Source organism: Psychrobacter sp. Ps1, assembly GCF_022129425.1.
In the GTDB taxonomy this organism is placed as follows: Bacteria; Pseudomonadota; Gammaproteobacteria; order Pseudomonadales; family Moraxellaceae; genus Psychrobacter.
This window is the reverse complement of the sequence record NZ_JADQAN010000011.1, coordinates 25,414-38,375: the sequence shown is the minus strand read 5'-3', so window position 1 is coordinate 38,375 and position 12,962 is coordinate 25,414. Positions and strand designations below refer to the sequence as shown.

Here is a 12,962-nt window from a genome sequence, read left to right as displayed (position 1 = left end):
TCTGACACGAGGAAGACGCTATGAGTTACGAACATATTTTACTGGTTACCGACTTACTCTCTGATGCAGATATAGTCGCCCAAAAGGCCAAGCGCATCGTCGAAAACCGTCCAGGCTCTAAGCTATCTGTTTTGCATATTGTCAAAGACACCATGGTTGGCTTCGGCTATGAGCTGGTGCCTGCCTCTAGCCTTTACGATGAGATTGATGATGAACGCTGCCAAGAAGCACGTGCAAAGCTGGCGCAGTTCCTTGAACGCAATCAGCTAAATGCGGCAACGTCAGAAGTCACGACTGCCATTTCTAGCAGTGAAGGTATCGTCAGCTACTGTCATAAACACGATGTCGATCTATTGGTCATCGGTCGTCATAAGCGTACCGGTATCGCTGCATGGATCAGTGGCGCGACAGCAGATAATATCTTGCCCAATGTACCTTGCGATAGCTTCGTAGTGCGACTGGACAAGCCTGTTTCAGCATAACAATACGCTTTGATTGTCTTATATTATCTAAAGCATGTCTCAAAAAAAAGCGCAGCGTAACTTTTAACGCTGCGCTTTTTTATGGCTAATAGATTTTAGGTTCATCCAGACTCATCGTTTAACCTTGTTGAATAATATCTATAAAGGTTTGCCAAATAGGACTTTGGTGTCGAGCTTTGTGCCAGACTAGCCACCATGTACGCGATAGATCAATCCCTGCCACGTTCACTTGTACCAGTTCACCTGTTGCTAATTCTGTCTCAATCACGTGCTGTGATAGACAACCAAGACCAATATCTGCACTCACCATGTGCTTGATGGCCTCGGATTGATGTATGGCCTTTACCACTTCTGCATTGGGTAGATACTTTAGTAATTGCTCATCGATAATCTGCCGTGTGCCTGACCCTGCCTCACGCACCAGTAACGGCAACTGCGCTAACTGATTAATACTCAGCTGATAGCAGTCCTCGTCTTGGCTATAGGTAGCTATATCCTTTAGCCACTTGCTATCACGCTTGGCAAATATCACTAGCGTATCGGTACGCCATTCACGCTGCTCAATAACTTTCATATCTACCGGACGCGGCATTCCTTCTACCAGTGCGATATCGATATTTAGTTGCTCAACCTCGCTCACTACCTCTTGCGTATTGGCAATATACATATCGACATTGGCATCGGGTAGCGCCCCATATAGCTTACCAAGTAAAGATGGCAGCACGTAATTGCCGATAGTGGTACTGGCACCGATGTGAATCTGTCCTGCTTGATACTGATGATAATGCTCAAGCGTGAGCGACTGACCCAAGATAGCCTGTGCCTGTATATAAATAGGATGGGCATTAGGGTGTTGATTGAGCCTGCGACCGACGCGCTCAAATAGCGGCATCTGTAGTCTAGACTCTAACTCTGTCAGTGCGCTGCTAACTGCTGATTGTGATAAATGCAGCTCCTCACTGGCGCGACTGGTGCTACCTGTCTGATAAATACTGACAAAAACAGCAAGCTGCTTAAGCGTAATCTTTGGCATTGTCTGCACAGATTTTTTCATAATATTAATAATGCCCTATGTTGCCTTATGTCAGTTTTCAGCCTGTCTTATTCGTAACGTTTGTCTTTTTTGATGCTTATGCGCGGTATATCGACTTCTATCATAATCTCTAACCTAAAAAATCGATAGCTTATATCTTATTAATCTGTTTTTATTATAAATGCAGCGGGCATATACTGTCTATTCATAAGCTTATGCTTATCTTAATATCAGTGATAGGATACCGCGTCATGTACACACTCGTCCAATCAGTCAGCAACTCCGTTCATAACTATACCCCTAATCACCGTCACTTAGCGGGATTAGCGGTAGTTCTGATCGGTAGTTTGTTTTGCTTATGGTTGGACAGCAGTTTGGATATCTGGTCAAACGGACGTATTGTCGGCTTATCCTCTTTAACGCTAGCGATTTTGCTGGGTATGATTTTGGGCAATACCGTCTATCCCAAATTCACTGAACGTTTAAACGGTGGTGTTTGCTTTGCCAAAGGTCAGATATTGCGACTTGCGATTATGTTTTATGGGTTTAAACTGACCATGACGCAAGTTGCGAGTGTCGGTATGCCAGCGATTATGACTGACGCGCTGGTACTGACGTCAACCTTTTTGCTGACCTATTGGTTAGGCACTAGATGGTTAAAAGTCGATAAAGAAACGGTTATTTTAATTGGTTCAGGGGCAAGTATTTGCGGTGCTGCTGCCGTCATTGCCGCAGAGCCTGTGGTCAACGCGCAGGCCCATAAAGTCACTATCGCCGTGGCAACTGTGGTGGTGTTCGGCACTATCGCGATGCTGCTATATCCTTTTTTATATCATCTTGGTTGGTTACAGCCTTGGCTAAGCGCCCAGCAGTACGGCATGTACACTGGCTCAACCGTCCATGAGGTCGCACAAGTCGTGGTCGCAGGTAATGCAATCAATACCGAGATTGGTGATACCGCAGTCGTGACCAAGATGATACGTGTCATGATGCTCGCGCCTTTCCTGCTTGTGTTATCGTTTGCGCTAACCAAAGAGCGCACCGTAGATAGTGCGGCTGTAGAAGAAGATAGTGATAGAAGCGAAACAGCGTCATTTATGACTCGTGTTAAACAAGTCAAAGTGCCATGGTTCGCGTTTATCTTTATCGGCATTGTGTTGATACATACATGGGTGCCAATATCTGAGAGTATTGTACGCAGTATGGTGATGCTAGATGATGTACTACTTACGATGGCCATGTTTGCATTAGGTCTGACCACTCATCTGAGCGCGATCAAGCAAGCTGGCGTTAGACCCCTTATCTTGGGTGCTATTATGTTCGGTTGGTTAATACTGGGCGGTGGTCTAATCAATATTGGCATTAGCTTTATATAATAAGCTAAATATTCATTCTTAACTGCTGATGTCATTGCATAATGTAAAAGGCCTCCAACTATCTATAGTCGGAGGCCTTTTTACATCTGTCATTTAATCTAATATGATTGGCTAAAACTTTTAATCTTGGACTAGTACTAACTTTAATACCAGTACCTTAAATACCAGCCTCTTAAATACCAGCCTCTTAAGTACTAATGCTCTAAACACTAATGCTGTAAATACCAAGTCTCTAAATGCTAAAACATAGACGAAAAAAAACGAACCCGAAGGTTCGCTTTTCTACATCTATTCATCTATCTGTCTATAAAGACAAATTAGATAGCAACGATGTTATGTGCTTGTGGGCCTTTTTGGCCTTGAGTTACAGTGAACTCAACTTCTTGGCCTTCAGCCAAAGTTTTGAAACCTGAACCAGTGATTTCGCTGTAATGAGCAAAAACGTCTGCGCCAGTTTCTGGAGCGATAAAACCAAAGCCTTTAGCTTCGTTGAACCACTTAACTGTACCTTTTTGAACGTCTGACATAGTATAATCCTACTTTTAAATTTATTAATGGTCTAGTGACCGGTAACGCTTGCAAATAGCTACTGAACGATAAATATTAAAACGAAGGATTATAACTAATACTACGAGGTAATGATTTGGTGCAGAACTGCTCTTAAGCTTGGGCGTATTATAAGGGGTACATCCCAGTATCGCAAGTCTTATCTCATATTTCGTGTAACCAGAGCCGTTTATTGACCGATTTTGGCGCAAATTGCAACGGATTTAGGCATTTGGTAAACGGAACAAATATATCGCTACTCCACTACAGACAGTGGCTACCGCCCATGCCATCCACATCATATCGGCAGGCAAACGATAAAATAACATAATTGTCGATGCTGCCATCATAACCGTCGCTAAACACTTGGCATAAAGCGGAACGGCATGATTCTCTTCCCAGTCACGGACGAATTTACCAAAGTATTTATGATTAATCAGCCAAAAATGAAAGCGTCGAGAACTACGTGCCCAGCAACCTGCTGCTAGCAAGATAAAAGGCGCAGTAGGCATCACTGGCAACAATATACCGATAATACCTAAGATAAAAAACAGCCAACCAAGCGTCACAAAGGTCCAACGCAGCATTGGGCTGTTGGATTGATCAGTCTTAGGTCGGTAATAGAACGTTTTTTTATTATCGGTCATATAAGTTGTCGGTCGTGTAAGTTGTCAGTTATGCCAAATGTCGATTGTCTAGAGTAGCGCCTATTAGATAAGCAGCGGCATAGAAGGCTAATCATGCAATATCGCCCGTCTGCGCACAAGACTATTTATATAAGGTTTTTGCTATTGATAGGTATGTTTGGTTAGTAATTGGGTAAGTACCAATAATAAATACTGCATTCTTTTATTAATACATCGATTGAAAGCGCTTATAAAAAGCCGTGATAAGCTTTGAGAAGCAACATCTATCCTAAAGAGCGGTTAACGAACACCAGTCATCACCTGCCATCGTCATTCCCGATACGCTTGCATCCCATCTTGTAAGTCGTCTATGATGATGCAGTAACTATCGATAATAGCCATTCGCAGTACGGATTCATTAGCAGTACTGATCAAAAATAATGCAATAACAATCAATCTTGTCGGGGTGCTTTGATTTAACGCTGTAGACACAGCCCACATCATCGCTGAGACACACCCGTGAACCTGAAGCAGTTAGCACTGACGTAGGAAACAAGCGTGACACGCCCTCAGAGGTCTATAAATAAGCGCAGTCTATAGATGACGTACTGGTGATAACCATCTTAAACGCTGAGCATCTGACAATTAGCATCGAGACTTCACTTTTCTTATTTGGCCTTTCTTGTTTTACCTTAATAGTATCAGTCTGATTGTTTTCCATAATCAAAAAGGAAACAACCATGCAGCCGACCACCAAACTTACTCTGACCCTCGAATGGTTTTTAAACCCTGATCATCTGCCCTTTATCGCTGGTGTAACCACGGGCGCATATGAGCAAGCAGGGCTTGATATTACTATCATCGAGCCAGATGACCACTATGATGGCTTTGCCGAACTACAGAACCAAAGTATCGATTTGCATGTCAATGAGCCTATCCATCTGTTTGAACATTACGCGCCTACTCTACGTGCACTGGGCTGCTTTTTTGAGACCGATGGCGGTATATTGATGCAACGCGCTAGCATGAATAAATTAAAAAACAATCAGCCTATCCGCATCTGCACCCCTGCTGCTGAAGAAAAAACCAATCGTATTGGTTTTGAGATATTGGCGCGTTATGCCAAGAAAAATGGCTTTAGTATCAGCCGTGATAATGTGACCTTTGTACAAAAAGACTTTTATCACATCAAAAACCTGCAAGAAGACCCAAGCCTAGATGGTGCATGGCTGTGCTTTTATAACTTTGAGGGCGTTGAGGCAACTCACGAAGGGTTAGAGTTTGAGTTTATCGATCAGCATCTGTCACCTTATCCGAACTTTTCGGCGTTAGAGATTCTGACAACGAATGAGATCTATAACGCGAAAAAGGACGCGATAGATACCTTTATTCAAGTGACCAGCCAGATGACTGAACTGTGTAAAAATGAGCCAGCCACTGCCCACCGTATGTATTACGACTATAGTAGAACCGAGGCTGATACGCTGATGGATGCCATCATTGATAATACGCTCGGCAGATTGATCACGACGATTACGCCTGATGCCAATAAATGGCAAGAACTGCGTGAGATGCTGGCCGAGATCGATATTGTGACGTTGACTGATGAGCAGTATCAGTCGCTTTGGGCGCTATAGATATTTTATAAGTTAAGATATTTTGAGGAATAAAAAAACCGCCATAGTGTTTGGTGTGGCGGTTTTTTATTTAGCTGTAATCGAATAGTGAGGTTAGCGCAGTCATATTTTTATAGTGAATTGACTATGCCTAGTTGCTTGGCTTCTTTTAGCCACATTGGGAACTCTTCTAGCATATTCTCATACAAGGCTTCTTCGCTGATATCATCCAAGTCATCGAGTTCAAAAAAGTCGCAATTATCAATCACGCGCCCTGTCATATCGTCTAGTTTTTTGAGGATACCATAACCACGACCACCCAAGCCCACAAACTGCCAAAATATCGGTAGTTTCGCGGCTTCCGTCATGACTCTCGTGATACCGCGATTGTCATTCACCCCGCCATCACTGATAAATAGCACGTAGACAGGCACATCCAAGCCGTCTTTTTGATAAAACTCCGTCACGGCTTTCATGACTTCTGCTTCATTGTTAATGCGTGGGCCAAGTGCCCATTTGCGCCAGCCGCCATGAGCGTTGTCAATGAAACCATCATAGTTATTCAGCCCAATCTCGCCCAAATACTGCGGATCTCGGGCAAACGCCCAGCAGTCTAGCGCTTGGTCGTCATCGAAGCTCACTGCCAATGGCAATATGCGATTGACTACCTCTTGCACGCGGCCTTTTTTGTACTGTCTGTTCATTGAGCCTGAAGCGTCTAACACCAATGCTACCTTTGCGGTTAACTGCTGCAATTGACGTTTCTCAAGCGATATCGTGGCTTTTTTGGCGAGATTGACGAGTTTTGGGGCTTTGTCTAGCATGACCTTCTCTAACGATGGTTTTGCTTGAACTGGTCCTGCGGTCGGCTCGAGTACTTGCGGGCTGCCCTCTTCTACATCGCCACCGAAATGCTGCACGATGGCGGCAAGTCCACCATTAAAGCCTTGCGCGACGTTTGATACTCGCCAAACGCCACCCTTACGATAAAGCTGCATGAGCATACTGGCTTGCTGCTGGGCAAAGTCTGCTGCTTGATACTCTGCCTGTACCTTTTGTGACTGCTGCCAAATGCCAATCTCTAACGATTGAATTTGATTCAGCGGCGTGTCGGCTGATAATACAAAAAACAAGCTGTCTATATTCGCAGCCAGTTTGGATAAATTCACTTCAAACTCGGCTTGGATGCCTTTACTCGCCGTTGGCTGCGACTCGTAATGGGTGAGCTTGATTTGCCCGCACGGTGAGGTTGGCTGATTATAAAACACCATGTAATCATCATTGATCAGTTTGCCCGCTGCGTCTAAGGCAAAGCAGCTGATGTCCATCTCTATTGGGCTTTGACGAGTGAACTTGAGCGTGATTGGTGCGGTATCATCAATAGCAAGATTGCTTAAAGGCGCGCGTTGTCCGACGGTGAGATGGTTCATGGTGTTCCCTTAATCTATTTGAGAGATTAGAAAATTTAGCTCAAGTTGGATGCGTAATCATTTAGCCTATCAAAATACCTTTTTAGAATGCTTATAAATTCAGATACATCTATGTAGAAGTTTGGAAAAGCCTTTCTCAAGTTAGTTAAATTTGTAATTTCAACGAATAAGACTTGAATTTGATCTGTATAATTCAATTCTTCTTCTAATCTAATATAAAGGTCATTAACAGTTTTAGATGCCGCTTTAGGATAAGTTCTCACTACACTTTCTTTTTTAATGTAGTCAATAAATATAATTGCATAGTCGTTCTTGGAAGTTTCATTTAGCTTATAGCTTATATCGGAGGTCATGTTATTAAGGAGCGCTAGTAGTTCTGTTATTTTTAACTCTAGCATTATCTCTTTAAGCCTTATAGAGCCTCTAATCACTTCTTCCGCGTCATCTACAGTAAGGTGCTTACGACCACTTTCAAACTTCTCAAACCATGAAAATATATAAGAAGATTCCTTAAAAAAATTCTTCCAGTCTTTTTCGCCATCGCCCCCTTTGAAATCTACTCCCATATAGGTCCCTATAGTTTCTACCACAGTAGACCATGCATGCTGTGACTTCGTCCTAACTTGTAACTCAAATAATCTTTTGTACTCTACACCTTTATGGTTATTCGTTATTTCGAAAGTTATATGGTAGCTTCTATACCCATCTTCTTTAGGTTTTTTTATATAATTAAACTCTCTAACGAGAGAAATATTTTTACCTAAAATTTTACCTTTTTGCAATAACTTAACTACCTTTGCTAGCTCTTTTAAATCATTGACTACAAGTCTTACACCTACAATATCCTGCATTTTTGTAAGTCTCATACCTTTACTTTTGACTAATTTCTGTTTTATTGACACTAGCCTTTTTAGTCGTTGACCTATGTAGCAATTCTTAAGATTTAGATTTTTGACAATTCTTTCTAATAGTTTTGAAGCTATATCCAATGTATAAATGTTGTGAGATCGCCACTCTCTTATCACTTCATGAGCCTGCCTGTTATTAAAGTCTTCAGATATAAGCTTATATACGTTGTTGTAGTATGTGTTGGACTTCATTCGAAGGTACTCACTATCGGATATAAATCTTGTTGTATTTTAAAAATACTCAGAAGGCTGTATTTATCACTGATTTCGGAAAACATTATTTACCGACTTCGTTTTAAATAACAAAGTCGTAGAAACATACAGTATGATGAATCATAACACACAGATGTTTATCAATAGCATATAGATAAAGTCTGAAATAAAGAACTAACCAGTAGACAATAAAAAACGCCATCACAATCGTGATAGCGTTCTTTTTAATATAGATATCTACTTTTAAATTACAACGCCTTCAACTGCTCCATCTGCGCCGTCATCGCGGTCAACTGCCCTTCTAACTCAGCCAGTTTCGCTTTCTCAGCATCGACCACTTCCGCAGGTGCTTTACTGACAAAGCCTTCATTACCTAGCTTACGCGCGATACCATCGGCTTGCTTTTGTAGCTTTTCATGCGCTTTGCCCAGACGTGCCAGCTCAGCCGTTGGATCGATGAGCCCTTTCATCGGTACGAGTACCCGTAGCTGACCGACCATACTTGATGATGATAGTGGCACCTCATCGCCTTCTTTGACGATCTCTAAGCTCTCGACTTTGGCAAGCGCTTTGAACTGGTTTTTGATACGTGATAGACGCGCATCTTCATCAGCAGAGATATTTTGTAGTAGCACTGGCAAACGGACGGCGTTACCCAGTTTCATCTCACCACGGATGTTACGGACGCTAGCGATTAGCTCCTGTAGCCACGCCATATCCGCTTCGGTCTGCTCACTAATTTGGCTGGCATCGGTCTGTGGATAGTCAGCGACCACGATGCTGTCGGTGTTTTTACGACCCAGTAGCGGCGCGATGGTCTGCCAGATTTGCTCGGTCAGATATGGCATGATTGGATGCGTGAAGCGTAGTGCCGTCTCTAGTACGTGCAGTAGTACATAGCGGATTTGCGCTTTACGCTCGTCAGATACCGAGTCATCATTTAGGCTGGCTTTGGCAAGCTCAACGTACCAATCACAGTATTCATTCCAGATGAACTCATAGATATCTTGGCTGACCATATCGAGACGATACTGAGCGAAATGCTGATGAATGTCTTTGATGCTAGAGTTTAGACGACTCATGATCCATTTTTCTGGCAATTCCCAAACGTCAGGGTTCGCCGTTTGGTCGATAGGCTTGGCACTGCCTTCGCCATCGACACAGTTCATGAGTACAAAACGGCTGGCGTTCCAGATTTTATTACAGAAGTTACGATAGCCCTCGACACGCTTTAGATCAAAGTTGATATCGCGACCCGTACTGGCTAAGGACGTGAAGGTAAAGCGCAGTGCATCCGTACCATAAGCTGGGATACCCTCTGGGAACTCTTTACGCGTTTGCTTCTCAATCTTGGCCGCGTCTTTTGGATTCATCATATTGCTGGTACGTTTTTCGACCAACGCTTCTAGCTCAATACCGTCAATTAGATCGATCGGATCTAAGACGTTACCCTTTGATTTTGACATTTTTTGACCGTTGCCATCACGTACCAGACCATGCACATAGACGGTCTTAAACGGTACTTGCGGCGTGCCGTCTTCGTTTTTCACGAAGTGCATGGTCATCATGATCATGCGGGCCACCCAAAAGAAGATAATATCAAAACCTGTCACGAGCACGCTGGTCGGGTGGAAAGTGTCCATCACGCGTGGATCAGCGTTGACGTCTGCCCAGTCAAGCGTACTGAACGTCCATAGACCAGAGCTAAACCATGTATCGAGTACGTCGTCGTCTTGGCGCAGTTTTACATCGTCGCTTAGGTTGTATTTGCTACGCACTTCCGCTTCGTCACGGGCGACATAGATTTCACCTGTCGCATCGTCATACCATGCAGGGATACGATGACCCCACCACAGCTGACGACTGATACACCAGTCTTGTAGATCGGTCATCCACGCCATATACATGTTTTTGTACTGCGCAGGGACGAACTCAATGCTGCCGTCTTCTACTGCGTCAATCGCAGGCTTGGCAAGCTCTTTAACTGCGACATACCACTGATCGGTCAACCACGGCTCAACGATCGTACCGCCACGCTCAGCACGCGGGGCTTTTAGTGCGTAGTCCTCGATATCTTCTAGCCAGCCCTGATCCTTTGCTTGCTCAACAAGGAACTTACGCGCGGCAAAACGCTCAAGTCCGGCATACTCGCTAGGCGTAGTCTCTAGCTCTGGCTCACGTGTCTGCAAGTCAGGATAGACTTCCATCGCTGGCAAAATGTTGGCGCGCTCATCAAGGATGTTAATCAATGGCAAGCTATGACGACGCCCTAGTTCATAATCGTTAAAATCATGCGCTGGAGTAATTTTGACACAACCCGTACCGAAGTCTTTTTCGACATAGTCATCAGCGACGATAGGCACGACACGACCCGTAATTGGCAAGGTAATGGTTTTGCCGACCAAGTGTGCATAACGCTCATCGCTAGGATTAACGGCGACAGCGGTATCACCAAGCAATGTTTCAGGACGCGTGGTAGCAACGACCAGATAGTTTTTACCATCTTGAGTGGTTAGCTCTGCATCCGTGAAATGATAGCGGAAATGCCACAAGCTACCTTTTTCGTCGTGGTTTTCTACTTCCAAATCAGATAATGCGGTTTGGAATTTTGGATCCCAATTCACCAAACGCTTACCACGATAAATTAAACCATCGTCGAACAGACGAACGAACACTTCTTTTACTGCGTTAGACAGACCATCATCCATGGTAAAACGCTCACGCGACCAGTCAACCGAGCTACCCAAACGGCGAATCTGGCTAGTGATATTGCCGCCCGACTCTTCTTTCCATTCCCATACTTTATCGATGAAATCTGCACGCGTCATATCACGGCGCTTGATACCTTGCGCTTCTAAACGACGCTCAACGACCATCTGGGTGGCGATACCCGCATGATCTGTACCTGGCTGCCATAGCGTATTTTCACCATCCATACGGTGATAACGGGTGAGCGCATCCATAATAGCATTATTAAAACCATGACCCATGTGTAGCGAGCCAGTGACGTTTGGCGGTGGCAGCGCGATAGAAAACGACTCGTCTTTATCAAAAGTCGGCTGAAAATAGCCGCTTTCTTCCCAGCCTTGATACATACCTGCTTCGACTTCCGCAGGATTATAGGCGCTCTCTAATTGGCTTAGCGCCGCTTGGATCGACTGGGTCAGATTGGTTTTCGCATTGCTATCAATGCTGGTATCGGTATTAGGATTGCTCATAATAGGGTGATCTTATTGTTGATAATGAATGTGGTCAAAATGAGATAGCGCACAACGCTATAAAAACAGGAAAAATAGTTGATAGTGTGATTTTAACGCAGATAGGCAGATTTTGTTAGATGGTAAGACAATTTATAAAGCCTGAAGGCGATTTATTACCTAAATTGTTAATCAATTAACAACAGCAATCCGAAGAATGGGAAATATAATAGAGATTACTTATGCAGCAAAATCATTAGCCTATAACCAGCGAGCCAACCGTGTCCCAAGATACCGAGCATGACCATGATTCCCAGGCTAATCTATCAAACAATGAGCGTACAAATGCGAGTACCACTACTCCTATACCTGAAGGTAACGATACACCAAAAGAAAGCGGCAGCCATTCTAAAGACATTGAGGTAAATAAGGACGCAGACGACACTACAGACAGTCATGCAAACGAAACTTCAGATAGTGACGCAGACGAACCTATCAAAGCCACCGAAGACTTAGAAAATGATGACCTACCAGAAGAAATCAGCGACGAAGACAAAGAAACCATCAAAAAGGTCGCCAGTGACGACAATCTAAGCCAAGCAAAAAGCTACGCTAGCATCTTAGTCGAGCAAGTTATCCACGCAAAAGAAACCTTTGAGCGTTCACTTGGCTCGTTATTTACCAGTTCCTTTACGGCTGGGCTAGAGATTGGCATCAGCTTTTTTATGATTTTATCAGCGTTTGCCTTGCTCAATGAGGTGATACCAAGTCGCTATGCCATGGTGCTGTCGTCACTGCTGTATCCGATAGGCTTTATTATCGTGGTGATTGGTCAGTCGTTATTATTTACAGAGCAGACTTCCCTCTTGAGCTTGCCTGTCTTGAATAAAATTGAACCGCTGCACAAGCTCCTGCGGCTATGGGGCATCGTCATCGCTGGTAATATCGTTGGCGGCTGTATCTTTGCAGCATTAATGATTGGTCTGGGGCTACATATGCATCTGTTTACAGACCATGCCATCGATGTCTATGCCGAGCATATCTTAGGTTTTGAGTGGTGGGTTATCTTTGGTAGCGCGGTGTTGGCAGGCTGGATGATGGGCGTGGCTGCATGGCTAGTGACCTCTGCACGGGACACACTTAGCCGTATCGTACTGGTGACGCTCATCACTGGTAGTATTGGGTTTTTGGGGTTGCATCATAGTATCGTGGGTAATATTGAGGTGTTTTCTGCCTTACTATATGGCAATACCGTCAGTCTTTGGCGTTATTTGGTGTTTTTAGTCGTGGTACTGGTGGGTAATACGGTCGGCGGTGTGGTGTTTGTCGCGGTCCTCAAAAACCGTACATTCTTGTTTGAAATTGAAAAAGTCAAAGAACAAGCCGCCGAGGCAAGAGCGAAAATGGACAGACGAAGATTTTAGACTTGAGATAAAACTGGTTTGAGCTAAACTGATTTGAGTTAAAACGAGCACTAAATATAAAAGCCCATAACCTGCTTCATTATACAAAGCGGATTATGGGCTTTTTTTATT

The 12,962-nt window shown here is 43.9% G+C and carries 10 protein-coding genes and 1 riboswitch; of the genes, 4 read left to right on the top strand and 6 right to left on the bottom strand.

Translation table 11 applies throughout. From position 1 onward, the window contains the following. The first annotated feature begins 20 nt into the window (after positions 1–20). Positions 21–482: a universal stress protein gene (locus tag I3249_RS07225; RefSeq protein WP_057761630.1), complete on the top strand. Its 462-nt coding sequence runs from the start codon at positions 21–23 to the stop codon at positions 480–482. A gap of 118 nt (positions 483–600) precedes the next feature. Here the strand turns inward: I3249_RS07225 and I3249_RS07220 are convergent, their stop codons facing one another. Beyond that, a complete protein-coding gene (locus I3249_RS07220; protein ID WP_238069301.1) occupies positions 601–1,536 on the bottom strand; it encodes a LysR substrate-binding domain-containing protein in 936 nt (311 codons plus the stop codon). 230 nt (positions 1,537–1,766) lie between these two features. Between I3249_RS07220 and I3249_RS07215 the strand changes: the two genes are divergently transcribed. Beyond that, on the top strand, positions 1,767–2,891 hold the full coding sequence (locus tag I3249_RS07215; RefSeq protein WP_238069299.1) for a YeiH family putative sulfate export transporter: 1,125 nt from the start codon (positions 1,767–1,769) through the stop codon (positions 2,889–2,891). Between the two features lie 317 nt (positions 2,892–3,208). On the opposite strand, the gene I3249_RS07210 is transcribed toward I3249_RS07215, so the two are convergent. Then, a complete protein-coding gene (locus I3249_RS07210; protein ID WP_045453470.1) occupies positions 3,209–3,418 on the bottom strand; it encodes a cold-shock protein in 210 nt (69 codons plus the stop codon). Between the two features lie 243 nt (positions 3,419–3,661). Next, positions 3,662–4,084 carry a YbaN family protein gene (locus I3249_RS07205; RefSeq protein WP_238069298.1) on the bottom strand — a complete coding sequence of 141 codons (423 nt, stop codon included), beginning with the start codon at positions 4,082–4,084 and terminating at the stop codon, positions 3,662–3,664. Between the two features lie 431 nt (positions 4,085–4,515). After that, positions 4,516–4,632: riboswitch (TPP riboswitch) on the top strand. Between the two features lie 171 nt (positions 4,633–4,803). Here I3249_RS07205 and I3249_RS07200 point away from each other — a divergent pair. Continuing rightward, positions 4,804–5,700, top strand: a complete 897-nt coding sequence (locus I3249_RS07200; RefSeq protein ID WP_238069297.1) for an ABC transporter substrate-binding protein — start codon at positions 4,804–4,806, stop codon at positions 5,698–5,700. A 110-nt stretch (positions 5,701–5,810) separates the two neighbouring features. Here the strand turns inward: I3249_RS07200 and I3249_RS07195 are convergent, their stop codons facing one another. From I3249_RS07195 to I3249_RS07185, 3 genes are all read right to left on the bottom strand, one after another. After that, positions 5,811–7,109 carry a VWA domain-containing protein gene (locus tag I3249_RS07195; RefSeq protein WP_238069296.1) on the bottom strand — a complete coding sequence of 433 codons (1,299 nt, stop codon included), beginning with the start codon at positions 7,107–7,109 and terminating at the stop codon, positions 5,811–5,813. Positions 7,110–7,144: 35 nt separating this feature from the next. Further along, positions 7,145–8,209 (bottom strand): RelA/SpoT domain-containing protein, encoded by a 1,065-nt coding sequence (locus tag I3249_RS07190; RefSeq protein WP_269137226.1) that lies wholly within the window; start codon positions 8,207–8,209, stop codon positions 7,145–7,147. 269 nt (positions 8,210–8,478) lie between these two features. Further along, positions 8,479–11,448 (bottom strand): valine--tRNA ligase, encoded by a 2,970-nt coding sequence (locus tag I3249_RS07185; protein WP_238069294.1) that lies wholly within the window; start codon positions 11,446–11,448, stop codon positions 8,479–8,481. Between the two features lie 260 nt (positions 11,449–11,708). On the opposite strand from I3249_RS07185, the gene I3249_RS07180 reads away from it, so the two are divergent. Beyond that, positions 11,709–12,851 (top strand): formate/nitrite transporter family protein, encoded by a 1,143-nt coding sequence (locus I3249_RS07180; RefSeq protein WP_238069293.1) that lies wholly within the window; start codon positions 11,709–11,711, stop codon positions 12,849–12,851. Positions 12,852–12,962 lie beyond the last annotated feature (111 nt).